The sequence below is a fragment of the Mycobacterium sp. FW102-FHT13B02 genome, assembly GCF_058790275.1.
Window position 1 is genome coordinate 74755 of the sequence record NZ_JBYTCM010000014.1, and the last position, 25706, is coordinate 100460.

21 protein-coding genes are annotated in these 25706 nt (G+C 66.7%); 11 read left to right on the forward strand and 10 right to left on the reverse strand.

The features are described from left to right. Positions 1-8: 8 nt before the first annotated feature. On the reverse strand, positions 9-803 hold the full coding sequence (locus AC3WTE_RS21765; protein WP_492440821.1) for an acetoin reductase: 795 nt from the start codon (positions 801-803) through the stop codon (positions 9-11). Positions 804-817: 14 nt separating this feature from the next. Beyond that, positions 818-1864, reverse strand: coding sequence for a 2,3-butanediol dehydrogenase (locus tag AC3WTE_RS21770; protein WP_492440822.1), 1047 nt, complete (start codon positions 1862-1864; stop codon positions 818-820). A gap of 114 nt (positions 1865-1978) precedes the next feature. Here AC3WTE_RS21770 and AC3WTE_RS21775 point away from each other — a divergent pair, with 114 nt between their 5' ends. Together AC3WTE_RS21775 and dapD are read left to right on the forward strand one after the other, a co-directional pair. Next, positions 1979-3793: an NAD(P)-binding domain-containing protein gene (locus tag AC3WTE_RS21775; RefSeq protein WP_492440823.1), complete on the forward strand. Its 1815-nt coding sequence runs from the start codon at positions 1979-1981 to the stop codon at positions 3791-3793. A gap of 83 nt (positions 3794-3876) precedes the next feature. Beyond that, entirely contained in the window at positions 3877-4809 is a 933-nt protein-coding gene (gene dapD / locus AC3WTE_RS21780; RefSeq protein ID WP_492440824.1) for a 2,3,4,5-tetrahydropyridine-2,6-dicarboxylate N-succinyltransferase, read from the forward strand. On the opposite strand, the gene AC3WTE_RS21785 is transcribed toward dapD, so the two are convergent. Then, the gene (locus AC3WTE_RS21785; protein WP_492440826.1) at positions 4810-6522 is read right to left on the reverse strand and encodes an MOSC domain-containing protein; all 1713 of its coding nucleotides are present in this window, start codon (positions 6520-6522) and stop codon (positions 4810-4812) included. Positions 6523-6856: 334 nt separating this feature from the next. Here AC3WTE_RS21785 and AC3WTE_RS21790 point away from each other — a divergent pair, with 334 nt between their 5' ends. Both AC3WTE_RS21790 and AC3WTE_RS21795 read left to right on the forward strand, forming a co-directional pair. Continuing rightward, complete coding sequence (locus AC3WTE_RS21790) at positions 6857-7600, forward strand: SDR family NAD(P)-dependent oxidoreductase (RefSeq protein WP_492440827.1); 744 nt, start codon at positions 6857-6859, stop codon at positions 7598-7600. A gap of 52 nt (positions 7601-7652) precedes the next feature. Then, the gene (locus AC3WTE_RS21795; protein WP_492440828.1) at positions 7653-8519 is read left to right on the forward strand and encodes an ABC transporter substrate-binding protein; all 867 of its coding nucleotides are present in this window, start codon (positions 7653-7655) and stop codon (positions 8517-8519) included. Between the two features lie 11 nt (positions 8520-8530). Here the strand turns inward: AC3WTE_RS21795 and AC3WTE_RS21800 are convergent, their stop codons facing one another. Further along, the gene (locus AC3WTE_RS21800) at positions 8531-8950 is read right to left on the reverse strand and encodes a TIGR03618 family F420-dependent PPOX class oxidoreductase (RefSeq protein WP_492440830.1); all 420 of its coding nucleotides are present in this window, start codon (positions 8948-8950) and stop codon (positions 8531-8533) included. 116 nt (positions 8951-9066) lie between these two features. After that, positions 9067-10464 carry an acyl-CoA synthetase gene (locus tag AC3WTE_RS21805; RefSeq protein ID WP_492440832.1) on the reverse strand — a complete coding sequence of 466 codons (1398 nt, stop codon included), beginning with the start codon at positions 10462-10464 and terminating at the stop codon, positions 9067-9069. 230 nt (positions 10465-10694) lie between these two features. Between AC3WTE_RS21805 and AC3WTE_RS21810 the strand changes: the two genes are divergently transcribed. The 3 genes from AC3WTE_RS21810 to AC3WTE_RS21820 all read left to right on the forward strand — a co-directional run bounded on the left by AC3WTE_RS21810 (position 10695) and on the right by AC3WTE_RS21820 (position 12184). Next, complete coding sequence (locus AC3WTE_RS21810) at positions 10695-11234, forward strand: DUF302 domain-containing protein (protein WP_492440834.1); 540 nt, start codon at positions 10695-10697, stop codon at positions 11232-11234. 33 nt (positions 11235-11267) lie between these two features. Then, the gene (locus AC3WTE_RS21815) at positions 11268-11840 is read left to right on the forward strand and encodes an NUDIX domain-containing protein (protein WP_492440835.1); all 573 of its coding nucleotides are present in this window, start codon (positions 11268-11270) and stop codon (positions 11838-11840) included. Positions 11841-11938: 98 nt separating this feature from the next. Continuing rightward, positions 11939-12184 carry a hypothetical protein gene (locus AC3WTE_RS21820; protein WP_492440837.1) on the forward strand — a complete coding sequence of 82 codons (246 nt, stop codon included), beginning with the start codon at positions 11939-11941 and terminating at the stop codon, positions 12182-12184. Positions 12185-12212: 28 nt separating this feature from the next. On the opposite strand, the gene AC3WTE_RS21825 is transcribed toward AC3WTE_RS21820, so the two are convergent. Beyond that, on the reverse strand, positions 12213-15677 hold the full coding sequence (locus AC3WTE_RS21825; RefSeq protein WP_492440838.1) for a proline dehydrogenase family protein: 3465 nt from the start codon (positions 15675-15677) through the stop codon (positions 12213-12215). Positions 15678-15746: 69 nt separating this feature from the next. On the opposite strand from AC3WTE_RS21825, the gene AC3WTE_RS21830 reads away from it, so the two are divergent. Then, positions 15747-16673 carry a LysR family transcriptional regulator gene (locus AC3WTE_RS21830; RefSeq protein WP_492440840.1) on the forward strand — a complete coding sequence of 309 codons (927 nt, stop codon included), beginning with the start codon at positions 15747-15749 and terminating at the stop codon, positions 16671-16673. 20 nt (positions 16674-16693) lie between these two features. On the opposite strand, the gene dapC is transcribed toward AC3WTE_RS21830, so the two are convergent. Next, the gene (gene dapC, locus AC3WTE_RS21835) at positions 16694-17815 is read right to left on the reverse strand and encodes a succinyldiaminopimelate transaminase (RefSeq protein WP_492440842.1); all 1122 of its coding nucleotides are present in this window, start codon (positions 17813-17815) and stop codon (positions 16694-16696) included. After that, complete coding sequence (fdxA, locus tag AC3WTE_RS21840; RefSeq protein ID WP_029121628.1) at positions 17812-18132, reverse strand: ferredoxin; 321 nt, start codon at positions 18130-18132, stop codon at positions 17812-17814. The genes dapC and fdxA overlap by 4 nt, the downstream gene beginning before the upstream one ends. Positions 18133-18389: 257 nt before the next feature. On the opposite strand from fdxA, the gene AC3WTE_RS21845 reads away from it, so the two are divergent. After that, the gene (locus AC3WTE_RS21845; RefSeq protein WP_492440844.1) at positions 18390-18956 is read left to right on the forward strand and encodes a PadR family transcriptional regulator; all 567 of its coding nucleotides are present in this window, start codon (positions 18390-18392) and stop codon (positions 18954-18956) included. Further along, a complete protein-coding gene (locus tag AC3WTE_RS21850; RefSeq protein WP_492440846.1) occupies positions 18953-20980 on the forward strand; it encodes an FAD-dependent oxidoreductase in 2028 nt (675 codons plus the stop codon). Before AC3WTE_RS21845 ends, AC3WTE_RS21850 begins: the two co-directional genes overlap by 4 nt. A 120-nt stretch (positions 20981-21100) precedes the next feature. On the opposite strand, the gene AC3WTE_RS21855 is transcribed toward AC3WTE_RS21850, so the two are convergent. Further along, positions 21101-21565 (reverse strand): DUF2231 domain-containing protein, encoded by a 465-nt coding sequence (locus tag AC3WTE_RS21855; RefSeq protein ID WP_492440848.1) that lies wholly within the window; start codon positions 21563-21565, stop codon positions 21101-21103. 80 nt (positions 21566-21645) lie between these two features. Then, the gene (locus AC3WTE_RS21860) at positions 21646-24222 is read right to left on the reverse strand and encodes a bifunctional FO biosynthesis protein CofGH (protein ID WP_492440850.1); all 2577 of its coding nucleotides are present in this window, start codon (positions 24220-24222) and stop codon (positions 21646-21648) included. Between the two features lie 217 nt (positions 24223-24439). On the opposite strand from AC3WTE_RS21860, the gene AC3WTE_RS21865 reads away from it, so the two are divergent. After that, on the forward strand, positions 24440-25687 hold the full coding sequence (locus AC3WTE_RS21865; protein ID WP_492440852.1) for a hypothetical protein: 1248 nt from the start codon (positions 24440-24442) through the stop codon (positions 25685-25687). Positions 25688-25706 lie beyond the last annotated feature (19 nt).

The following is a 25706-nucleotide window of genomic DNA, read 5'->3' on the forward strand; positions in this document are numbered from 1 at the left end:
TCCGCATGTCAGCGATAAACCAGACCGCCGTCGATCAGACCCGCCTGCCCGGTCATGTAGTCGGCGTCCGGTCCGGCCAGATACGACACGAACCCCGCTACGTCGTCCGGGGTTTCAGCGCGGCCCAGAGCAATCCCGCCGACGAACTTCGCGTACGTCTCGCCGACCGGAGCGCCGGTGAGTTCGGCGAACCGCTTGTCGATCTCCACCCACATGTCGGTGCCCACCACGCCGGGACAATAGGCGTTGACGGTGATGGCGTCGGCGGCATGCTCCTTGGCGGTGGCTTGGGTCAAGGCGCGCACGGCGAATTTGGTGGCGCTGTACGGCCCGAGCATGGCGAAGCCGTCGTGCCCGGCGATCGACGAGGCGTTGATGATCTTGCTGACTTTGCCGTTCGCCTGGTTCCCGAGTTCTTTGAATTTCGCGACGGCGGCCTGGATGCCCCACAGCACGCCGTCGACGTTGATGGACCACAACCGCTGGAGGTCCTCGGGCGTCACGTCGACGAGCGGGCCGACCAGTGCGACACCGGCGTTGTTCACCATGATGTCCAGCCCGCCGAGTTCGGTCGCGACATAGTCGACGGCAGCGAACACTTGATCCCGGTTACCGACGTCGGCCACGAAAGTGGTGAACTTTGAGCCGATTTCGGATATCTCGGCCGCCACCTCGGCCAGCGGGTCGGCTTCGACGTCGACGAGTGCGACGTCGGCGCCGTCGCGGGCCAATCGCAGCGCGATGCCACGTCCGATGCCGCGGCCGGCACCGGTGACCAGGGCGACTCTTCCTGTCAATGTCATTGCTGTTTCTCCGCTCATCGCGTCGGGTCGACCAGAACCTTCATCTTGTTCCCCGCGTGCAGCGCTTCGAACCCCTCGCTGACCACGTCGCCTATCGGGATCTGGGCCACCCATCCGGTGGTGTCGTAGGCACCTTGCGCCATCAACGCGATGACGGCTTCGAAGTCGGCACCGGTGTAGCAGAGCGAGCCCTGGATTCGGGACTCGTTCATCACGAGGCGCAAAAGCGGGGTCTGCAGCGGCTTTTCGTAGATGGCAACGCTGACCATGGGTTTGCGCGATCCGACGCAGGCCAACGCGGTTTCGACGGCGGGGGTGACGCCGGCGGCGTCGAACACGGCGTCGGCTCCGGCGCCGTAGGTGTGGTCGGCAATGAAGCCCGGCACGTCGGTGGCCGTCGGGTCGAGCGTGACGGCGCCGAGCGCTTCGATGGCCGCCCGCCGGGTCGGCGACGGCTCGACGACGAAGACCTCCTGAAGTCCCTTGCCACGCAAGGCGAACCACAGCCCGATGCCGATCGGGCCCGCACCGAACACCATCGCGGTGTCACCGGAACGGACGTCGCCGAGAGTGGCGGCGTGGTAGGCGACCGACATCGGTTCGACGAGTGCTCCGAGTTCCAGCGAGACGTTGTCGGGCAATCGGTGCAGCATGTTCGTCGGCACGACGGTGTATTCGGCCATGCCACCGTCGGACATCAGGCCATGGAAGCCGATTTGCTGGCATACGTTGTAGTTGCCTGCCGCGCAGGGTCCGCAGCGGTCGCATTTGTAGATCGGCTCGACGGCCACTCGGTCCCCCTCGCGCCATCCCGTGACGCCGGCGCCGACAGCGGTGATGGTGCCGGAGAATTCGTGACCCAGCGTCAGTGGCAGCTCCTGGTGGGTCAGCGGATGCGGCTGCGTGGGGACGAAGATGGGGCCTGCGTAGTACTCGTGCAGGTCGGTACCGCAGATGCCGTTGAAGCCGACCTGCAGTTGCACCTGGCCCGGCCCGGGAGCCGGGATGGCGACGTCCTCGACCGAGACTTTGTTGGGACCGTAATAGACAGCTGCTCTCATGAGCCCAGTTCTATGTGACGGCGACCACACCGCGACAGGGTTGCAGGGGGTTGCAACGCTGCAACGTGGTGCAACTCTTGCCGGAAGTTGCGCCGCGGCTGTGTCCTGAGTCACATGACCGCAACACTGGAACCCACTACCGCCGTCTCTCCGCAGCAGCGTGTCGAGACCTGGCTCGCCAACTTCGAAGCGGCGCTGGCCGCACGGGACATCGACGGCGTCGTCGGGATGTTCGCCGTGGACAGCTTCTGGCGCGACCTCGTCGCCTTCACCTGGAACCTCAAGACCGTCGAGGGACGCGACCAGATCGCCGGCATGCTGCGCGCCCGACTGGCCGACACCACTCCATCCGGGTTCCGGACGCGCGAACCCGCCACCGCCGACGGCGACGTGACGTCGGCATTCATCGAGTTCGAGACGGCCACCGGGCGCGGCTCGGGGCACCTGCGGCTGCGTGGCGACGAAGGTTGGACGCTGCTGACCACACTGCAGGAGCTCAAGGGCCATGAGGAACGCAAGGGCGCGACGCGGGTGCTCGGCGCCGTGCACGGGTCCGATCCCGACCCGCGCTCGTGGGCCGAGAAGCGCGCCGAGGAGGAGGCGACACTGGGACGCGAGAAGCAGCCCTATGTGCTGGTGATCGGCGGCGGCCAGGGCGGTATCGCGCTGGGTGCGCGGCTGCGTCAGCTCGGGGTGCCGGCCATCGTCGTCGACAAGCACGACCGGCCCGGTGACCAGTGGCGGGGGCGGTACAAGTCCCTGTGCCTGCACGACCCGGTCTGGTACGACCACCTGCCGTACCTGCCCTTCCCGGCCAACTGGCCGGTGTTCGCGCCGAAGGACAAGGTCGGTGACTGGCTGGAGTTCTACACCAAGGTGATGGAGGTGCCGTACTGGTCGCGCACCGAATGCCTCTCGGCCACTTATGATTCCGAGGCCGGCCGGTGGACCGTCGAAGTGAACCGTGACGGCGAGCAGCTGACCTTGCATCCGACGCAACTGGTGCTGGCAACCGGGATGTCCGGAAAGCCCAGCGTCCCAACGCTTCCGGGCCAGGACGTCTTCGCCGGCGAACAGCACCACTCGAGTCAGCATCCGGGGCCGGACCGCTACGTGGGCAAGAAGGTCGTCGTGGTGGGGTCCAACAACTCCGCGCACGACATCTGTAAAGCCCTGTACGAGAACGGTGTCGACGTGACGATGCTGCAGCGCTCGTCGACCCACGTCGTCAAATCGGATTCGCTGATGGACCTCGGTCTCGGGGATCTGTACTCCGAGCGGGCGGTGGCCGCGGGCATGACGACCGAGAAGGCCGACCTGACGTTCGCGTCGCTGCCGTACTCCATCATGGCCGACTTCCAGCGACCGATCTACGACGCAATCCGGGAGCGGGACAAGGACTTCTACGCACGGCTGGAGGCCGCCGGTTTCGAGCTGGACTTCGGCGACGACGACTCCGGGTTGTTCATGAAGTACCTGCGCCGCGGCTCGGGCTACTACATCGACGTCGGTGCGTGTGAGCTGGTGGCCAACGGGTCGATCAAGCTGGCACACGGCCAGGTGTCGCACCTGACCGAGGACGCGGTGGTGCTGGCCGACGGCACCGAGCTGCCCGCCGACGTCGTCGTCTACGCGACCGGCTACGGGTCGATGAACGGCTGGGCCGCCGACCTGATGGGCCAGGAGATCGCCGACCGCGTCGGCAAGGTGTGGGGCCTGGGCAGCGGGACGGCCAAAGACCCCGGTCCGTGGGAGGGCGAGCAGCGCAACATGTGGAAGCCGACGCAGCAGGAGAACCTGTGGTTCCACGGCGGCAACCTGCACCAGTCGCGGCACTACTCGCTGTACCTGGCGCTGCAGCTCAAGGCCCGTTATGAGGGCATCCCCACGCCGGTCTACGGCCTGCAGGAGGTCCATCACCTGCAATGAGCTGGTTTCCTCGCGAGCTGGGGGCACCGCCCTCTCCTGGGTGGTGCCCCCAGTTCTGCGCTGGTTCAGTAACCTTGGCCAACGTGACTTCTTCTTCTGGTGCATCTGGCATCGGCATCGCCACCATCACCGCCGACGGAACGGTCCTGGACACCTGGTTCCCCGCGCCCGCGCTCTCGGCCGACGCCGCGGCCGGCCCGGTCCCCGCTGAGCTGGAAGCCCTCGTCGGCACCGATGAGGACCGCGGCGTGCGCACCGAGATCGTGCGGACCACCATCGCCTCGCTGGATGACAAGCCCGCCGATACGCACGATGTCTGGCTGCGACTGCACCTGCTGTCACACCGTCTGGTCGCGCCCCACGGCGCCAACCTGGACGGCATCTTCGGCCTCCTGACCAACGTGGTGTGGACCAACTTCGGCCCGTGCGCGGTCGAGGGCTTCGAGACCGTCCGCGCCAAGCTGCGCCGGCGCGGCACCGTCACCGTGTTCGGCGTAGACAAGTTCCCCCGCATGGTCGACTACGTGCTGCCGAGCGGCGTGCGCATCGCCGACGCCGACCGCGTCCGCCTGGGCGCGCACCTTGCGTCGGGCACCACGGTCATGCACGAGGGCTTCGTCAACTTCAACGCCGGCACCCTCGGCACCTCGATGGTGGAGGGCCGCATCTCGGGGGGCGTCGTCGTCGATGACGGGTCCGACGTCGGTGGCGGCGCGTCGATCATGGGCACGCTGTCCGGCGGCGGCAAAGAGGTCATCTCGGTGGGCAAGCGCTGCCTACTGGGTGCCAACGCCGGCCTGGGCATCTCGCTCGGCGACGACTGCGTCATCGAGGCCGGCCTGTACGTCACCGCCGGCACGAAGGTGACCACCGCCGACGGTCAGACCATCAAGGCCAAGGAGCTGTCCGGCTCGAACAACCTGCTGTTCCGCCGGAACTCGGTCAGCGGCGCGGTCGAGGTCGTCAAGCGCGATGGCACCGGCATCACCCTCAACGAGGCGTTGCACGCCAACTGATCAGATATCGAGCACCACATCGCTTTCCGGTGCGGCCGAGCAGATCAAGACGGCTCCGACTCGGGGGGGTTCGAGCGGTTCCCGGATATATGTAGTTGTGCCCGAGATGATTTCGGTCTCGCACAGGTGACACACACCGCTTCGGCAAGCGAAGCGGGTCGGGACATCGCAGGCGTCAGCCAGGTCGAGAAGGCTGTCGTAGTCCGGCGACCACTGCACCGTGAGCCCGCTGCGGGAGAAGACCACGGCAGGACCGGTGCCGGCCCGGCCCGATGGCGGATGCGGGGCCCGACGTGCGACTTCGTCGACGACGCCGGGATGTATCGAAGGTAAGGCGCCGAACGTCTCGGTGTACACCCGCGCCGGATCCAAGCCGGCGGCCAGGAGGCCATCCCGAACCTCAGCCATGAAATTGGTTGGCCCACAAACGTATGCCGCCGCGGCCGGCGGCAGGCCCAGCGCAACCAACATCGCCCGGTTCAATCGTCCTTGAGTCTGTGTATAGATGGTCTGCTGACGTGCGTTGGGAAGTGTCGCAATCAGCGCATCGATTTCGGCTGCGAAAGCATGTGTTTCACGATTCCGCGCGGTGTGCAGCCACCAGATTTCCCGGCCCCTGTCTGTTGCGGACAGCCAATGGAGCATTGCCAGAACCGGAGTTACTCCGATACCGGCGGAGACCAAGACCACCGGGGAGGTCTCGCCGGTGAGACAGAAATCGCCGCGAGGGGCGGCGACCTCGAGCACAAGCCCTGGGGCCGCGTGGGCGTGCAACCAGCTGCTGACCATCCCCCGCTCTTCTCGTTTCACGCTGATGCGGTAGGCACTGGGGGTGGGGCTGCCCGATATCGAGTAACTCCGCACCGGTGCCGGTTCACCGGCCTGCGGAACCCTGATCGTGAGGTACTGGCCGGCAAGCGGTCCTGGTATCGGGCTGCGGTCCTGCGCTTTCAGCCAAATGGACACCACTGCCGAGGTTTCATGGTGCACTGCAGTCACTTGCAACGCACGAAACCCGTTCCACCCCGGTTCGGTCCCGATAGGCGGTCCGGTAAGAACCCCTGAGGCCTCGTGCGCCGCAAGCATGTCGCGAAACGACTGCAGCCAACCGGTGCTCAACGCCGGAACTTCGACGATCTTGCGAAGTTGCCCCCTATCTCGATCCGGCAGGTAGAGCAGTGCATCGACATCACTGACGCTGAGCTCATGCAGTCCGCGCCGAGTCCTGACCACGTCGTCGCCGGCCCGCACCTGCCCTTCCTTGATGACACGGAGGTAGAATCCTGGGCGGCGTTGGGAGACAAGCAGTTTGGGCATCTGCGGCTCATTGAGCCGAATACCCAGACGAAAGCAGGTGACGCGGGGCTGGGTGACCTCGAACTCGGCATCTCCGATGCGGTAGCGATCGCCTATACAGACCTCGTCGTCGGCGAGTCCACTGACCGTGAAGTTCTCGCCGAAGTCTCCGGGCGAGAGATCGTCTCTGTCCAGGTATTCACGCCAAAAGCGGTAGGACTCCATCTGGTAGACCATGACCGCGCGCTGTTCGCCGCCATGACCTGTTCGATCGCCTTGACCGTCGCCGTCGATATTGAGCCGCCGCACCATGACTGGACCATCCACCGGCATCTTCCAGATACCGGTCAAGATGGTGCTGTTCTTCCATGGCACGTGTTTGGGCATACCGACGTTGACCGAGACAAGCGTGGCCACATGCGCCTCCTTGCGTAACCTCGCACCTTCTGCGGAGCCGGTGCGCCGTCGCATCAGCATCTTCGCGCGCTTGCGACCCTCGTGGCTACCCCGGAAACATCGCAATTCGCAGCTTCGTCACAATCGCTTGACAGCGACGGATCAGCCCGTGGTCATGGGTGAAATAGTGCGCGACATCTATACCGCAGCCGCATCCCGTCGTACGATCGTGACAGACCAGGGGCGAATCTGCCTTGCAGCCAGCGTGTTTCACTGGGGCGAAGGCGTCGCCCGATCTTCGCATGTACGAGTACCGCGCCACAGAGTTCTTCCCGTCAACCGGAGGCCGACCCTGATGTCACGAGTCGCGCTGATCACCGGAGCCAGCCGAGGAATCGGTGCGGCGACCGCACGGGTCCTGGCCGACCGCGGGTTTCGCGTCGTCGCCAATTACCGTGCCAGTGCCCAGGAGGCCGACGAAGTGGTCGCGGCCATTGCCGCGGCCGGCGGTGAGGCGATCTCGGTCAGGGCGGACGTGACCGTGGCCGACGACGTCGCGGCCATGTTCGCAGCTGCTGAGCGGCTCTGGGGTCCGGTCGATGTGCTGGTCCACAACGCACTGATTCCTTACGACATCACGTCGTTCGCCGACCTGACCTGGGAGCAACTCGGCGGCAAGCTGGACCGCGAGCTACACGCCGCGTTCCTGCTGACCAAAGCCGCTGTGCCAGGGATGACGTCCCGCGGCTATGGCCGGTTGCTCTACCTCACCGCCGCGCCGTCTCGGCACCCGCGCAACGGCATGATCAACCTCGGCGTGGCCAAGGCGGCCATGAATCAGTTTGTCCGCTACCTGGCGCTCGAACTGGCGCCGCACGGCATCACCGCCAACCTGGTCGCCCCGGCAACCGTGCAGGGAAGCTCGATGAGCGAGAAACTGTCGGCGGCGCAACTGACCGCACTCGGTGCCGCTGCACCGATGGGACGACTGGTCACGCCCGACGAAGTCGCCAACACCTTGGCGTTCTTGGCCGGTGAGGATTCGGGTTTCACCACAGGGCACTATCTCCCGCTCGACGGCGGCTTGACGATGGACTGAATGCGACTGCACTACAACAGCTCTCATCACGATCGGGAAGGGACCCCGAGTCATGGACACGATCGACCTGGCCTACGTCGGGCGCGGTATCCACGAGGAGCTGGTCGCCTATGTGGCAGATCAGGAGGGCTTCTTCGAAGACGAGGGCGTTCACGTCGCGATGCGGGACGGCACTCGTTGGGACATAGCGCGGGTGCGTACCTGTGCGACCATCGGGCTCGGCCGGGCAGTGTTGTCGCGGCTGACAGACAGCTTTCAATGGGCTGTGCTCAGTGCCAACACCGATCGTCCGCTGTTCTGGTTCCTCGGCGGCCCCGACGTCAAGTCGATGACCGACCTGCGCGGTCGGCGTCTGGCAGTACACGCACCAGACAACCCGCCGGGTTGCTTCGCGCGCATCGTCCTGCGTAAACACGACCTGGATCCGGACCGCGACCTGCATTGCGTGGCTCGGCATCCCGGCGACTATCAGATGGACTTGCGGCAGCTTCGCGACGGTTCGATCGACGCGGCCTACGTCGGAAGCACCATCGGGCCAGAACAAGTCGCCGAGGAGGAAGGCTTCCACGTGCTGGCCTGGGTTGGCGATCACTTCCAGATTCCCACCGTGGGAATCGCCGTTGACCCGGCCCACAACCCGATTGACAGCCCGGCTGTGCAGGCGCTGGTGCGAGCCAACCGGCGGGCGCTGAAACTCTTGGCCGAGCAACCCGATCTGGCGGTCAGGTACGTCGCATCGTTTCTGAATCGGATGACACACCACGAGGTGCAGTGCTACTACGAGCGCTACATCCAGCCGTACTACACCGCAGACGGGCACGTGGACGCTGCCGTTGCCAGTCGCGCGATCGATGCGGTTGCGGCCGAACTCGGAGTCCCCACAGTGGCAGCGGACGCCATTTACGTCGGGCACCGCTGAGCGGTAGGTACCTAGACGCCGACGCCGGTCACCTTGTCGATGGTGATGCGGGTGAGGAATCCCGGCGGCGCGTCGGGGCCCGGGAATTGGCCGACGAATTCCGGCGCCATGACCGCAGTCAGTCGCCGCAGGACCTCGGGCGACCCGCCCTCGACGATGCGGGCGGTACCGGTGATCGCAAGGTAGGGCTTGACGTGGGCAGTGCCCCGGTCGTCGCCGATGATGGTCAGCGCGACCCGGCCGTCGCGGCGCATGTTCCGCACCTTCTTGCGCTCGGCGCGGTGCGCGCTGACCAGTTCGTCGCCGTCAGGGGTGGATTGCAGCTCCACCCAAACCACCGAAACCTGTGGGCTGCCATCGGCGTTCAGGGTCACCAGCGTGGCGTTGGCGCCGCTTCCGATGAGGGCGCGGGCTTCGTCTGTCAGTTGCATGGCATCTATAAGGCCGTGGAGGCGTGCGGCATTCCCGCACGCCCACCGCCCGCGAACGTGCGCGAACGGCGCGCTGAACGCGGCGTGTCGCACGCAGACACGCACGCTCGCGGGAGTTAGAGGAGGAGCTTCTTCTGCACCTTGCCCATGGCGTTGCGGGGCAGGCCGTCGACGATGCGCACTTCACGCGGCCGCTTGTGCACCGAAAGCTGTTGCGCCACAAAGTCGATGAGTTCCTGCGTGGAAGCCGTTCCGACGACGAACGCGACGATCCGCTGTCCCAGGTCTTCGTCGGGCATGCCGACCACCGCAGCTTCGGCCACCCCGGGGTGGCCCAACAGGACGGTCTCGATCTCCCCGGCGCCGACCCGGAAGCCGCCCGACTTGATGAGGTCCACCGACTCGCGGCCGACGATGCGGTGCATTCCGCCGTCGTCGATGACGGCGACGTCGCCGGTGCGGTACCAGCCGTCGTCGCCCAGCACCTCGGCCGTCGCCTCGGGCCGGTCGAGATAGCCGCTGAAGATTGTCGGCGCCGAAACTTCAAGACGGCCAATGGTTTCCCCGTCGTGCGGCACCGCAGACCCATCTTCGGCAACCAGCCGCGTCTGCACCCCCTCCAACGGCAACCCCACCCAGCCGGGCCGGCGTTCGCCGTCGATCCGGGTGGACAGGGTGATCAATGATTCCGTGCTGCCGTAGCGCTCCAGTGGCGCATGCCCGGTGAGCCGTATGAGGTCGTCGAACACCGGCACCGGCAGTGCCGCACTGCCCGACACCAGCAGTCGCGCACTACGGAGCGCCGCGGCGGCCGCGGCGTCGGCCACCACGCGGGACCAGACCGTCGGCACCCCGAAGTACAGCGAACCGGCCGCCGCGGCGTAAGCAGCCGGTGTGGGTTTGCCGGTGTGCACGAAGCGATTTCCGATCCGCAACGAGCCCAGCAGCCCCAGGATCAGTCCGTGCACGTGGAACAGCGGCAGGCCGTGCACCAAGGTGTCGGCCGGGGTCCAGGCCCAGGCCTTGGCCAGCGCGTCGATGTCGGCGGCGATGGCGCGACGGCTGATCACCACGCCCTTCGGCAGCCCTGTGGTGCCCGAGGTGTACATGATCAGCGCCGTCGAATCGGGCGACGGCTCGGCGTAGCGGTGCCAGGACCGGGCGTGCAGCCGCACCGGGATAACGGGTAGTCCTTCGGTTTCATCAGGCGCCTCGCCCAGCCACGCCTGCGCACCGGAATCGGTGATCATGTGCCGACGTTCCGCCGTACCGACGTCGGCGGGCACCGGAACCACCGGCACCCCCGCGATCAGGCAGCCCGCGACGGCCAGCACCGTCGTGGCCGTCGGCCGGGCCAGCACCGCCACCAGCGACGCACCCGCAACCCGCTCGGCCACCGAGGTCGCGGCTCCGACCAGATCGCTGCGCGACAACACCGCGCCGTCGATGCGTACCGCGTCTTCGAGGTCGTGCCCGGCAGCGATGACGGCGGGGTTCAGAGAGGTCAGCAGCACATCGCGAGGCTACCCGCCTGTCCAGGGGCAGCGAATGTCGACCGCGTTGTCCAGGGATACGTGACACACAGCAACATGCGGGGAACACAATCCGTCTGGGTATAGTTCTCAATACTCAGACATGTCGGCGATCCCGTACTGTCGCCACCCCACCCGCAGCGAAGTTTTGATGACCATCACCCTCGACGTCCACGACGTGGAGATCGACCACACCCAGGAGAAAACTCACCATGAACGAGCCCACCCCGGCCATCGAGCACCCATCGCGGCGCCTGGTCATCGATCTGCCACAGCCGTACGACGCCGCCCGCGCCCGCTACGAAACCCTGGTACCCGAAGTCGATTACGGCCGCTTCTCCCAACTGGCCAGCTGGCAAGCCCACCTCGACCTCGCCGACAGCAACGCACCTCACGGGTTCATGTACTACTACCGCGCCGACGTCACCGCGATCATGGCCACATCCACAGCCGGCTGGAAAGCCACCCAGTACTTGATGGGCAACCACACCATCGCAGAGCGCATGTTCCGCCACGACCCGAGCGTGATGCTGCACGCGCCGCTGCGAACACTGCTCTACGTCGATCCCGCCGGCCGTACCCACCTGGCCGTCGACCAGCCGAGCTTGCTGTTCGACAGCTACCACCATCCCGAAATCAGCGCCGTCGGTATCGAACTCGACGCACTGCTCGCCCAGCTCATAGTGCTGCTCGGGGCGCACCCGCCGGCACACCTCATCCAGTCACCGACCGGTGCAGACCGCCACCAGTAGCCACCCGCCGCGCGATAAGGGCGGTCCTGTTGTTTGTCGCCTCCCCTCCGCGATACTGGAACAGTGATCGAACGCGTCGGCTCCCGTGAGGTGTACCGCAACAACTGGATGTCCGTGCGCGAAGACGACATCCGCCGCCCCGATGGCACCACCGGCATCTACGGGGTGGTGGACAAACCCACGTACGCACTGGTAATCGCCCACGACGGCGACCGCTACCGCATGGTGGAGCAGTTCCGCTATCCAATTGGGTTGCGGCGCTGGGAGTTTGTGCAGGGCACGGCACCGGGCACACTGGACGGCGACGAGCCCGCGCCCGCTGATCTGGCCGCGCAGGAACTCCGCGAGGAGACCGGGCTGCGAGCGGGGACATGGGAAGTGTTGGGCCAGTTGGATGTCGCACCGGGGATGTGCAGCCAGCGCGGCTGGGCCTACCTCGCGACCGACATCACCGAAGGCGAACACGAGCGTGAGCATGAAGAGCAGGACATGCACAGCGAGTGGTTCACCGCCGGCCAGATCGAGGACATGATCCGCAGTGGCGACATCACCGATGCGCAGACGCTGGCGGCGTGGACGCTGCTGCGGTTGCACATGGCCCGGTAAGGCAATCCTGCCAACTCAGGTAAACATCGCGCCACCTGGGATGATGACGTTCCGGCCACCTGTTGATCTGGGTACAACACCCAGCAGGAGGCAGCAACATGAAGACGATCAGCGGTTTTGCACAGCAGGCGGTGGGTCGTTACGTTCTCGCAGGCGCACTGGCAGTCGGAGTCCTGGTGACCCCGATCGTGTGGTCGGTCACCGACGACAGCCAAAAAGCTCTGCCGGAAACCGTTGTGGCGTCGCACAACAACCACGGCATCGATCAGCTGCAGTGGCTCGAAGAAATCCAGCCACACGCTCAGGCGCCGCGCGTCGACACCACGGTGCACCAGAGCCACTGATTCGTTGCCGGCCGGCGTCTTTGAGTACTCAGCACCGGAACAGGTTCTCGGACAATGGTGTCGGGGAACCGAATCGGTGCGCCGTCACCGCTATCGCCTGCTCGTGCAGGAACGTCAACAGCTCGATCCGCCCGGCTTCGACAACCGGCCCCGCGTAGAGCGCAATGCCGGCATTGCCGGCACTGTCGCGAGCGAACCGTTCCCGGCTGCCGCCGAGCAGGCGAACGCGCCCAGGTGCGTTGTCGCGCAATGTGTTCCGCCACACCACCGCATCTTCTACCCGGCAGACGACGCCGGCGGTCGCCAGCGTCTCGGCAATCGCCTGATCGAGCGGAACGGCAGTGGAGACGGTGACGGGCGAACCGGCCAGGATTCCCGCCCCGACCACCCGCAGCACGGCTGCCAGATCAGCGTCCTCGGCGCGCACCGTCACCGGCACCGGCAGGTACCGGAAGACGTTCTTCTCCGCCATCAAGGCCGACACATCGCGCGCTACGCCGAACTCCGTCGCCCAGGCATGGGCGTCGGATCCGAAGGACCGTTCGAGGAAATCCAGCTCTCCGGGGTCCAGCGCGAAAGTCTGCGCGACGTCCAGGATCGCGCGTACCGGTGGTGATACCGAGGCCGTTTGGGTCGCCGGCGCGGAACGCCAGTCACTCAGCCCGATCAGGTAATTCGGGCCACCTGCCTTCGCGCCCGCACCAACCGCCGACTTCTTCCACCCGCCGAAAGGCTGGCGCCGGACGATCGCCCCGACCGTCGAGCGGTTCACATAGGCGTTGCCGGCCTCGACCTGGTCGAGCCAACGTTCGATCTCGGTGCGGTCCAGGCTGTGCAGGCCTGCCGTCAGTCCGTAGTCGACCCGGTTCGCAATGGCGATCGCCTCGTCGAGGTCATCGGCGACGATGAGGCCCAGGACCGGACCGAAGTATTCGGTGAGGTGGAACTCCGAGCCGCATCGAACTCCGGTCTTCACTCCGGGTGACCAGAGCCGTCCGGTGTCGTCGAGTTGGCGAGGCGCCACCAACCACTGCTCCCCAGGCGAGAGCTGCGTGAGTGCGCGCAGCAGCTTGCCGTGCGCGGGTTCGATGATGGGGCCCACCTGCACGGTCGGATCTGTCGGGTAGCCGACCTTCAGTGAGGTGACGGCATCGACGAGCTGGTCGCGGAACCGCGCGGACCGGGCCACGGAGCCCACCAGAATGCCGAGTGACGCTGCCGAACACTTCTGACCCGCGTGTCCGAAGGCCGAGTACACCAGGTCTTTCACCGCGAGATCGAGATCAGCATGCGGAGTGACGATGATGGAGTTCTTGCCACTCGTCTCGGCCAGCAGCGGCAAGTCGGGCCGGAAGCTGCGGAACAATTCCGCGGTCTCGAAGGCACCGGTGAGGATCAGCCTGGTAACCCGCGGGTCGGATACCAGTTGCCTGCCGAGCTCACCCTCGTCGAGGTGCACCAACTGCAGCACATCTCGCGGCACGCCGGCGTCCCAAAGCGCCTGCACCATAACGGATCCACACCGACTGGCCTGACCGGCAGGTTTGATGATGACGGGACTACCCGCGGCCAGCGCGGCCAGCACCGATCCGGCGGGGACCGCCACCGGGAAGTTCCACGGCGGCGTGACCACCGCCAATCCGGCCGGCACCGCGACGGCACCGTCGACGGCGCCCAGATTTTCTGCTTGTGCCGCATAGTAATTCGCAAAATCGATGGCCTCCGACACCTCGGGATCACCCTGATCCAGGGTCTTGCCGCACTCGGACGCCATCACCTCCAGCAATACCGCCCGCGCTGCCTGCAGCGTTGCCGCCGCACGCCGAAGGACTGCGGCCCGCTGCGCACCAGCCAATGCAGCCCATGCCGCGCCCGCGGTCACCCCCTCGGCGATGATCTCATCGAGCACGGACGCGCTCGACACGGTGTGCTCGGCGACCAGCTCCACGCCTGCCGACGACGCGGCGATCCGGTCGGTGATCGCTCGTCCCCACAGTCGATTGCCGGGCAGTGCCGGGTCAGTATCGGCGATATTCGCGAACCCACCGGCCGGGCTCATCGCTTTGTTCGGATCGTCGGTTCGCCTGTCCTGCCGGCGATTCGGCTCCGGAACACCGGCTCCCCCCGTCGCTTCGCTCGCCCCAACGTCGTCAATTTCGGCCAGCGACGCCACGAACCGGTCTTTCTCACGCTGGAACAGCACCTGGTCGTCGTGCAGCTCGAACACTGCGGACATGAAGTTGTCCTGGCTGGCACCTTCCTCCAAGCGGCGCACGAGGTACGCGATCGCCACGTCAAAGTCCTTGGGGTGCACCACCGGTACGTACAGCAACAGACCGCCGACGGTGCGCCGGACGGCTTCGGCCTGTGCCTCGGCCATCCCCAGCAGCATCTCGAACTCCACGTGATCCCGGACGCCGCGCCGCCCGGCGAGCGTCCACGCATAGGCGATATCGAAGAGGTTGTGTCCGGCGACACCGATACGCACATTCGCGGTGTGGCCGGGCTGCAATGCGTAATCCAGCACCCGCTTGTAATTCCTGTCCGTGTCCTGTTTGGTCGAGAAGGTCGCCACGGGCCAGCCGTGCAGGGAGGCCTCCACATGTTCCATCGGCAGGTTGGCGCCTTTGACCAGCCGAACCTTGATGCCCGCACCACCCCGCTCGCGGCGCGCACGAGCCCAGTTCTGCAGTCGCATCATCGCGCTCAAAGCATCGGGCAGATACGCCTGCAAGACGATCCCGGCTTCGAAGTCGAGCAGTTCGGGCCGGTCCAGCAGCTTGGTGAACACCGCGATCGTCAGCTCCAGATCGCGGTACTCCTCCATGTCGAGGTTGATGAACTTCGTGGTCGGCGCGGTCGCGGCCTGGGTGAACAACGGCAGCAGGTTCTGCGCGATGTGGTCGACAGCTTCGTCGAACGCCCACGGCGAGTGCGGCGGCACGGTGGCCGAGACCTTGATCGACACGTAGTCGACGTCGGGACGGCCCAGCAGCCGCTGCGTGCCCTCCAGCCGTCGGGCCGCCTCGGCCCGCCCCAGCACGGCCTCACCGAGCAGATTGATGTTGAGCCTGACGCCTCGCTTGCGGATCCGTGCGATGGAGCGTCCGAGGCGGGCGTCGGTCGCGTCGACGAGGAGGTGACCGACCATCTGGCGCAACGCATTCCGGGCGACCGGAATGACCAAGCCGGGTGCGATCACCGACACCAGGGCACCGAGCTTGATCAACAGCCGTTCATGCATCGGCAGGAAGCCTGGGGCGTTGCGCGCGAGGGCGCGCAGGTTGGCAGCCGCGACCCTATGGTCTTCGGGCCGGATCACGCGGTCGACGAATCCGACGGTGAAATCCAGGCCATGCGGATCACGCAGGACATCAGCCAATCTGCGGCCGGCCGGGGCCACGGGCAGGCGCGCGGCGTCGTCGAGCCAGTACCGGACCTGGGTCACCACCTCGGTGAGCAGGTCGTCCTTTTCCCGGCTCAGCTGTGCCATCTGCCCATCATGGACACGCAAGACACTTAAAATAAAGCGATGATTTCTACCAGAAACATTTAAGCAAAAATGAAACATCATCGCGCAGATCTGCTCGACACCCGCAGGCTGCGGCTGCTGCACGAGCTGAGCCTGCGCGGCACGTTGTCCGAGGTCGCCGAGGCGTTGCACCAAAGCCCGTCGTCAATATCGCAAGCGCTGAGCCAGCTCGAGCGCGAGGTCGGCGTGCCACTGCTGGAGAAGGTCGGGCGCCGCCTGCGGCTCACCCCCGCGGCCGAGGTGCTCGTCGAACACACCGCGGTCATCTTGGCGCGGCTCGAACAGGCCGCCTCCGATGTCGCGGTTCAGAGCGACGAGGCTTCCGGCACCGTTCGGCTGGCCGTCTTCCAATCGGCAGCCTCGGCCTTCATGCCTCAGATGCTGACGGAACTGGCGACACGCCATCCGCGTCTTCGCGTGACGATGTCGCAACGCGAACCGGAGCAGGCGCTCTACGAGACCTGGCTGCGCGAGTTCGATCTGGTGATCGCCGAGGAGTATCCGGGGCATGCCGCGCGCGCGTATCCCGATCTGCACCGGGCACCGCTGACCACCGACCTGCTACGGCTGGCCGTACCACCGACCGGAGAGCCCTGGGACCACATCACCTCGGTCAAAGATGCCGCCGACCTGCCGTGGACCATGGAGCCCGAAGGCACCGCCTCGCGGCACTGGGCCGAACAGCTTTGCCGCCGAGCAGGTTTCGAGCCCGACGTCCGCTTCGAGACCGACGACCTCGAAGCCCAGATCGCTCTGATCGAGAACGGTAACGCGGTCGCAATCCTGCCCGACTTGATGCGGGTCCGGCGCCGTCCCGATTTACGTGTTGTGGACGTCGACCCCCGTCGGCGCGTGGTGTTCACGGCGACGCGGACCGCCATCAGCAAGATGCCGGCCATCGTGGCGTGCCGGGCGGCATTGGCTTCGGCAGTGCCCCGGCAGCTCGACGTGGACTGAATCCCGACCAGGGCGGGAAGTTAAGCGAGCCGGGAGACGGCGGCGGCGATGCGCTCGTCGGTCGCGGTCAGCGCGATGCGCACGAACTGCTCACCGGCCGGGCCGTAGAACTCGCCGGGGGCCACGAGGATGCCGCGCTCGGCCAGCCAGGCGACAGTCGCACGCCCGGACTCGCCGCGGGTGGCCCACAGGTACAAGCCGGCCTCGGAGTGCTCGACGGTGAATCCGGCGCCGCGGACCGCGGCCAGCAGTGCGTCGCGGCGCTTGGCGTAGCGGTCCCGCTGGACGCGCTCGTGTTCATCATCGTCGAGGGCAGCGACCATCGCGGACTGCACGGGCGTCGGGACGATCATCCCGGCGTGCTTGCGCACCGCGAGAAGTTCGGCGACCAGCTCCGGGTCACCGGCGACGAAACCGGCTCGGTAACCCGCCAGCGACGACGTCTTGGACAGCGAGTGCACGGCGAGCAGACCGGTGTGGTCACCGTCGCAGACATCGGGATGCAGGACCGACAGCGGCTGGGCGTCCCACGACAGCCCGAGGTAGCACTCGTCGGACGCGATGATGACACCGCGCTCACGCGCCCAGCCGACGACCTTGCGCAGGTGGTCGACACCCAGCACCTTGCCGGTCGGGTTGCTGGGCGAGTTGAGGTAGATCAGCGCGGGCACTTGGGGCCCGATCTGGGTCAGCGAATCGGCCCGCAGCACCTGGGCACCCGCCAACCGCGCGCCGACGTCGTACGTCGGGTAGGCCAGCTCGGGCACCACGACGGTGTCCGCGGCCCCCAACCCGAGCAGGGTCGGCAGCCAGGCGATGACCTCTTTCGTGCCGATGACCGGCAGTACCGCCTGCTCCGGCAGGCCGGTGATGCCATACCGGCGCTGCAGAGCAGCCACCGCCGCCGCGCGTAGCGCCGGCGTACCGGCCGTCGCCGGGTAACCCGGTGCGGCACTGGCAGCGGCGAGCGCCTCCCGGATGACGTCGGCCACCGCATCTACGGGCGTGCCGACGGACAGATCGACGATGCCGTCCGGATGGGTACGTGCGGTCGCGGTTGCGTCAGCCAGGGTGTCCCAGGGGAATGTAGGCAGACGCCCCGAAACGGGCCGAGCGAGGTGGCTCGTCTTGCGCGGAGTCACTCGCCCTGCGGCGCGAGATCCTTGACCGCCTGCGGGTCGTTGTCGGTCTGGCCGACCTTCGACGCACCACCCGGCGAGCCGAGCTCGGCGAAGAAGTCGGCGTTGTTCTGGGTGTATCCGCTCCACTGATCGGGGACATCGTCCTCGTAGTAGATGGCCTCGACGGGGCAGACAGGCTCGCACGCGCCGCAGTCCACGCACTCATCGGGGTGGATGTACAGCATGCGTGCACCCTCGTAGATGCAATCGACCGGGCACTCTTCGATACATGCCTTGTCTTTGACGTCGACGCAGGGTTCGGCAATGACGTACGTCACCGGTAGTTCTCCTGTTCCAGTGGGCTGCTGGCTCGTCAGGAATCAACGAGCAGACGTCAGTATGGTGCGCCCGTACCGAAGCGTCTGGCTCAGTGTTACCTAACTTTACGCGCCGCCCGAAAAGGGTGGCGCGTGGTTACTGACACTAGACGTTGCACATACCGTCCGACTAGCTCCTACCCACAGCTTTTTACACCTGTAATTTTTCGCTTTGCAATTTGTTGCATAGGACCGTCGGTAGCACCTACGCTCAGGCCGTGGCCCTCCCCCACGCGATCATCGTGGCGCTCTGCGAACAAGCCGGTTCCGGCTATGAATTGGCGAACCGGTTCGACCGGTCGATCGGCTACTTCTGGGCCGCCACCCACCAGCAGATTTACAAAACGCTGCGGGCCATGGACGCCGACGGCTGGGTCAGCGTCGAAGTCGTCGCGCAGCACGGGCGGCCGGACAAGAAGGTCTACTCGGTGACGGACAGCGGCCGGGCTGAACTCGAACGCTGGATCGCCGAACCGCTCACCGGCCGCGGCAGTTCCGTCACCGACGCGCGCACTCGCGAACTCGCGGTGAAGCTACGCGGGGCGGCATACGGATCCATGGAGAGCACCGGCGCCCTGCACGAGCAGATTCACGGGCTGCGCACTGAACGCGCCGCACTGCTCGACACCTACCTCGGCTACGCGAAACGGCAGTTCCCCGACCCCTCCACGCTGACCGGCAGCGCGCTGCACCAATACCTGGTGCTGCGCGGCGGTATCCGCGCCGAGCAGGGCTCGGTGGACTGGTTGGACGAAGTTCTGCTGGCATTGAGAGGAAACCGATGACTGTGCCGCATTCAACGCCCTATCCGAACCTGTTGTCCCCGTTGGACCTCGGTTTCACCACACTGCGCAACCGGGTGATCATGGGCTCGATGCACACCGGCCTCGAGGACCGGGCCCGCGACACCGGCAAGCTGGCCGAGTACTTCGCCGAGCGGGCCCGCGGCCGCGTCGGGCTGATCATCACCGGCGGCTACGCGCCCAACCGCACCGGTTGGCTGTTGCCGTTCGCGGCCGAAATGTTGTCGTCGAGCGACGCGCGCCGCCACCGTCGGATCACCACGGCCGTCCACGCGGAGGGCGGCAAGATCCTGCTGCAGGTGCTGCATGCGGGACGCTATGCTTACCACCCACTTTCGGTCAGCGCATCGTCGATCAAGGCCCCGATCAATCCCTTCCGGCCGCGCGCGCTCCGTGACGTCGAAGGCACCATCAACGACTTCGTGAAGTGCGCGCTGTTGGCCCGCGAAGCCGGGTACGACGGCGTCGAGATCATGGGCAGCGAAGGCTATCTGCTGAACCAGTTCCTGGCGCCGCGCACCAACAAGCGCACCGACGGCTGGGGCGGCACACCAGAGAAGCGCCGCCGGTTCCCGGTCGAGATCGTGCGGCGCACCCGCGAGGCCGTCGGCCACGACTTCATCATCTGCTACCGGTTGTCCATGGCCGACTACGTCGAAGACGGCCAGACGTGGGAGGAAATCCTCACGCTCGCAACGGAAATCGAAGCCGCCGGGGCGACGATCATCAACACCGGCATCGGCTGGCACGAAGCGCGGGTGCCGACCATCGTGACGTCGGTGCCGAACAGCGCGTTCGCGGACATCAGCAACGCGGTGGCCCAACACGTCACCATTCCGGTGGTGGCGTCCAACCGGATCAACATGCCGCAGTCCGCCGAACAGATTCTGGCCGACGGTGCGGTGCAACTGATCTCGATGGCCCGCCCACTGCTCAGCGACCCGGACTGGGTCCGCAAGGCGCAGCACGACGCCGCCGACGAGATCAACACGTGCATCGCCTGCAACCAGGCCTGTCTGGACCACGCCTTCGTCCACAAAACCGTGTCGTGCCTGCTGAATCCGCGGGCCGGGCACGAGACCACGCTGGTGCTGGGCAAGACCCGGGTCACGAAGCGGGTTGCGGTGGTCGGCGCCGGACCGGCCGGACTGGCAGCCGCCGTCACGGCCGCCGCGCGCGGACACGACGTGACGCTCTTCGAGGCCGGCGACCATATCGGTGGCCAATTCGATCTGGCCCGGAGGATTCCCGGGAAAGAGGAGTTCAACGAGACCCTCCGCTACTACACCACGATGCTGACCAAGCACGGGGTGGACGTCCGGCTGGGCACCCGGGCCACAGCCGACGAACTATCCGGCTACGACGACGTCGTACTCGCCACCGGTGTCGCGCCGCGCATGCCCGACATCCCGGGCATCGACCACCCGATGGTGCTGTCGTATGCCGAGGCGATCACCGGGGCGCCTGTCGGCAAGCGGGTGGCCGTGATCGGCGCCGGCGGCATCGGTTTCGACGTCAGCGAGTTCCTCACGGTGGATGAGTCGCCCACCCTCAATCTGAAAGAGTGGCGGGCGGAGTGGGGCATCGCCGACGGCGGCGACTCCCGCGGCGGCTTGACCACACCGATCCCCCTGCCGCCGGCCCGCGAGGTGTACCTGCTGCAACGCACCAAGGGCGCCCAGGGGCGCGGGTTGGGCAAGACCAGCGGCTGGGTGCACCGGGCGTCGGTCAAAGCCAAAGGCGTGCAGCAGCTGTCCGGCGTGAACTACGAGAAGATCGACGACGCCGGGCTGCACATCAGCTTCGGATCGGACCGGACAGGGGCGCGTGTGCTCGAGGTCGACAACGTGGTCATCTGCGCCGGCCAGGAGTCGGTCCGCGACCTCGAAGACGGCTTACGCCGCATCGGGATCACGCCGCATGTCATCGGCGGCGCCGCCATCGCGGCTGAGTTGGACGCCAAGCGGGCCATTCGGCAGGGCACCGAGCTCGCGGCGAACCTGTAGTTCCGCCACTGGTCGGGCTGCGGCCCTACGTCGAGAGTGGGTGCTGCCGCGCCGCGCACAGCGTGTCGTCACCGACAAGCCCCACGCTCGACATAGCCGCCCGCGCGCACGTGCGGCGGGTTACGACCCGCCGCTACCCCACACCGCGCGAGCGCCGGAGTCCCCGATACGCACGATCTGGTAGATCGAGGCAACGCCGATCAACACGGCCAGCACCACCACCACGACGCCGGCCAGACCACGCCGTTCGCCGAGGCGTGCGCCCCAGCGGTGCAGGAACGCGAGCGCCAACGACACCACCAGCAGCCCCACCACGAAATAGATCGCCGTGTCGCCGAGTTCCGTGTGTTCGTGCAGGGTCGGTGTCCTGTCCTTCTGCTGGTGCTCCAGCCACTCGCCGGCCTCGGTGGCCAGCGGGGTCAGCACCGTCAGCACCACAGACAGCACCAGCGTCAGCCAGACGAGACGCTCCCGCGCGGCCGTCCAGACCGCGCAGAGGATCACCAAAATCGCGGTCAGTGGCACCAGGACCACGATGAAATGGACGAAAAATGGGTGCGCGGGGATGTCCGCGATGGTGTTCACCCGTCAATTTTCACCGCGATCGGACGCAAATGCACATCGAGCGCTGCGTGTCGCCGCACATTTGTGCCGGCTGAGCGAAGTCAGGCGGCCAGTGGCGAGTAGTCGGTGCTGCGCTGGCGGGCCGGGCGGCCGATGCCTTCGGCGATGGCCACCAGCTCCGCCACGGTCTTGGCCGAGCCGTTCTCCGAGCCCGCCATCCGGGAGATGGTTTCCTCCATCAGCGTGCCACCGAGGTCGTTGGCACCGCCCTGCAGCATCACCTGAGTGCGCTCGACGCCCAGCTTGACCCACGAGGTCTGGATGCTGGGAATCCGGCCATGCAGCATGATCCGCGCCAGGGCGTGCACGGCGCGGTTGTCGCGGTGCGTCGGCCCCGGGCGCGCCCCGCCGGCCAGATACAGCGGCGACGACTGATGCACGAAAGGCAGCGGCACGAACTCGGTGAAACCACCTGTGCGGTCCTGAATTCCGCGCAGCACGTTCAGGTGACCCACCCAATGCTTCGGCGTGTCCACGTGGCCGTACATCATGGTCGACGACGACCGCAGCCCCACCTCGTGCGCGGTTGTCACGACGTTGATCCACTCGGCGGTCGGCAGCTTGCCCTTGGTCAGCACCCAGCGGACCTCGTCGTCCAGAATCTCGGCCGCGGTACCCGGGATGGTGTCGAGTCCGGCTTCCCGTAGCGCCGTCAGCCATTCCCGCACCGACAAGCCACTGCGGGTCACGCCGTTCGCGATCTCCATGGGCGAGAAGGCATGCACGTGCATCGACGGCACCCGCTTCTTCACCGCACGCACCAGATCGGCATACCCGGTGACGGGCAGCTCGGGGTCGATACCGCCCTGCATGCAGACCTCGGTGGCCCCGGCGACGTGCGCCTCCCAGGCGCGGTCGGCGACCTCGTCGACCGACAGCGAGTAGGCGTCGGCGTCACCTTTGCGCTGCGCGAAGGCACAGAACCTGCAGCCGGTGTAGCAGATGTTGGTGAAGTTGATGTTCCGGTTGACCACGAACGTGACGTCGTCGCCGACGACCTCACGACGCAGCGAATCTGCCAGCGCCGCAACGGCATCCATAGCCGGGCCGTCGGCGGTGGCCAGCGCCAGGTACTCGTCGTCGGTGCAGCCGCCAGGATTGCGTTCCGCGGAGCGCAAGGCCGCGAGCACGTCGGTGTCGATGCGTTCCGGGGCGCGGGCGGCCAGCTCGGAGACCTTCTCGCGGATGGACTCCCAGTCACCGAACGCGCTGCCGAGGTCGCTGCGCGTCTCCGTCAGCCGGCCCTCACTGTCGATCGCGGTGTGCAGATCGGTGCGGCCCAACGACTCTGACGCCTCGTCGGGCTCCTGCCACGGCAACCCGACGGGGTTGACGTCGCGCGCCCAGCCGGTGTCCGGGTCCGCCAGGGCATCCACGTGCCCGCGCACGCGCGGGTCAATCCATGCCGCCCCGGCCTGTACGTAGGACGGTTGCGCCGTCAGCCGCTGGACCAGGTCGTACCCGGCTTCGGCGGTGATGTCGGCCAGATCGTCGAGAGCCGGCCAGGGCCGTTCGGGGTTCACGTGGTCGGGTGTCAGCGGTGAGACCCCGCCCCAGTCGTCGACCCCGGCGCCGATCAGCGCCAGGCACTCCGCGCGCGACACCAGATTGGGTGGTGCCTGGATCCGCATCTTGGGTCCGAGTACCAGGCGCGCAACCGCGATGGTGGCCAGGAAATCATCGATCCCGGCATCGGGCGTCGCGGCCATGGCGGTGTGGTCCTTGGCCCGGAAGTTCTGCACGATGACTTCCTGAACGTGCCCGAACTCCTTGTGGGACTTGCGGATCGCGTGCATGGTCTCGGCCCGCTCGGTGAGCGTCTCACCGATGCCCACCAACAAGCCGGTGGTGAACGGGATGGACAGCCGGCCCGCATCGTCGAGCGTGCGCAACCGCACCGCCGGGTCCTTGTCAGGGCTGCCGTAATGCGCCAGGCCCTTGGTCTCGAACAGCCGGCGCGACGTGGTCTCCAGCATCATGCCCATGGACGGCGCCACGGGCTTGAGCCGTGACAGTTCCGACCAGCTCATGACGCCGGGGTTCAGGTGCGGCAGCAGACCGGTTTCCTCGAGGACGCGGATGGCCATGGCACGCACGTAGTCGAGGGTGGAGTCATAGCCACGCTCGTCGAGCCATTGCCTGGCTTCGTCCCAGCGGTCCTCCGGGCGGTCACCGAGGGTGAAAAGCGCCTCCTGACAACCCAACTCGGCGCCTTTGCGGGCCACGTCGAGAATCTCGTCGGGCTCCATGTACATACCCATACCCGCCGCACGCAGCTTGCCGGGCACCGTCACGAACGTGCAGTAGTGGCAGGTGTCGCGGCACAGATGGGTGACGGGGATGAACACCTTGCGCGAATACGACACCGGAAGCCGACCGGTGGCGCCCCGCCGCCCTGCCGCTGCCAACCCCGCGTCACGGACGCGGGCGGCGCTGGCGCAGAGGTCGACAAGGTCGTCGCCGCGGGCCGCCATCGCGATCGCGGCCTCGTCCACATTCAGCGAAACACCGTCACGGGCACGGCGCAGGACGCGGCGTAACGCGGACGAAGAAGGCGCGGCGAGCGGAGGGACCACGGGAATGGGCAGGTCGGCGCCGTTCGGGGGGTTCAGAGCCACTTCCGTGTAACCCCGGTGGTGTCGGCGATCATCCACGCGTCTCACATTCTGAAACCACTGCGCCTGGCATACCGGCCACAGTAGCGCCAGCACGTCTTTCCCGGCGCGCGCCCCCGTGCTCCGACACACTCAGCAAACACGCAGACAACCTGGGTGACCTTGGTGACGAGCGCGTAAATTCATAAGGGTCGGGACGCGATCATTTCGAGGAGCCATGGTGTCCGTTTCTCTCCGTCCGTATCTGATGGCGGGCGCGGCCGCGGCAACCGCCACTGCCCTCGCACTGACCCCGATTCAGGTAGTTCCCGCTGACGTCGCGGTCCCCGCGCACCCGACCACAGCCCAGCCCCACCTGACCGAGGCCATGGTGAAACTGCTCGCCGCGGCCGGCAACATGGCCCCACCCAAGCCGCCGGCCGCGGGCGTCGTCCCCAACGTCGGCCAGAAGGTCGGCCCCAACCCGTTGGCAGCGGCCCCCTTGGCCGCCGCGCCCGTCGTCGGTCCGCAGAACGCGGCCAGCGACTGGTTGACAGGCGCATACCAAGGCATTCAGGCATGGGTCGACTGGGGCGTCAACTACGCGACCGACCTGCTCTACTGGGCCGGCTGGTTCGTACCGTTCTCGGGCACCATCGCCGCGCAGACCGACATCTTCTACTGGACACTGATCCGGCCAGTCTCGGACAACATCTTCTATCAGGCCGTTGTCCCGATCGTGAACGATCCGCTCAACCTCGGCGTGTGGGTCAACGGCATCGGCAACGCCATCCGTTACTCCGTCAACGACGTCATCAACTTCGGCATCGCGGAGTTCAACTACTTCCTCGGCTGGCTCATCCCGCCGATCCCGCCACTGCCGCCCATCGGGTCGCTGGCGGCCACGGCGCCCACCCTCGATTCGATCGCCAAGTCGGTGCAGACCGCGCTGACCAGCCTGGCCGCCGCGATCAACCCGGCCAAGACGTCCACGAAGGCCGACCCCGCCGCCAAGCTCGCGCCGACGGCCGCGCAGACCCAGGCTCCGGCCGAGAAGCCGGCGAACGTCGACACCACCACCGAGAAAGGAACACAAACCGAGGCCACCGGCACCGGGCAGCCACAGGTCAGTGAGCCGAAGACTGAGCTCAAGACTGATCCGAAGGCGGATCCCAAAGCCGACCCGAAAACCGATCCCAAGGCCGGCGCCCCTGCCGCAGGTGACACCGCCGGATCGGCCGCCCAGCAGCAGGACGACGTCAAGGCGACCAAGCCCGTCAAGAAACCCGGCGAGAAGGCCGGGACCACGAACCCCGCGGACAACCAGGCCGCGGGTGACGCCGGCACGACCGACACGAAGCCCGGCAAGGTCCGGGGCGGAAAGTCCGAGGGCGAGAAGGCCGCCGGCCAGTCGAGCAATGCCGGTTCCAACGCCGGCAGCCAGAACAGCGGTTCGGACAACCACGGCAAGGCCGGCACGAAGGGCTGACGCCCAGCCTCGATCAAGC

Coding starts and splice junctions, on each gene's coding strand:
- AC3WTE_RS21825 (WP_492440838.1), bottom strand. CDS start 15,677: ATGGCACAGCTGAGCCGGGAAAAGGACGACCTGCTCACCGAGGTGGTG.
- AC3WTE_RS21830 (WP_492440840.1), top strand. CDS start 15,747: ATGAAACATCATCGCGCAGATCTGCTCGACACCCGCAGGCTGCGGCTG.
- AC3WTE_RS21765 (WP_492440821.1), bottom strand. CDS start 803: ATGACATTGACAGGAAGAGTCGCCCTGGTCACCGGTGCCGGCCGCGGC.
- AC3WTE_RS21775 (WP_492440823.1), top strand. CDS start 1,979: ATGACCGCAACACTGGAACCCACTACCGCCGTCTCTCCGCAGCAGCGT.
- AC3WTE_RS21810 (WP_492440834.1), top strand. CDS start 10,695: ATGAACGAGCCCACCCCGGCCATCGAGCACCCATCGCGGCGCCTGGTC.
- AC3WTE_RS21795 (WP_492440828.1), top strand. CDS start 7,653: ATGGACACGATCGACCTGGCCTACGTCGGGCGCGGTATCCACGAGGAG.
- AC3WTE_RS21850 (WP_492440846.1), top strand. CDS start 18,953: ATGACTGTGCCGCATTCAACGCCCTATCCGAACCTGTTGTCCCCGTTG.
- AC3WTE_RS21770 (WP_492440822.1), bottom strand. CDS start 1,864: ATGAGAGCAGCTGTCTATTACGGTCCCAACAAAGTCTCGGTCGAGGAC.
- AC3WTE_RS21800 (WP_492440830.1), bottom strand. CDS start 8,950: ATGCAACTGACAGACGAAGCCCGCGCCCTCATCGGAAGCGGCGCCAAC.
- AC3WTE_RS21790 (WP_492440827.1), top strand. CDS start 6,857: ATGTCACGAGTCGCGCTGATCACCGGAGCCAGCCGAGGAATCGGTGCG.
- AC3WTE_RS21820 (WP_492440837.1), top strand. CDS start 11,939: ATGAAGACGATCAGCGGTTTTGCACAGCAGGCGGTGGGTCGTTACGTT.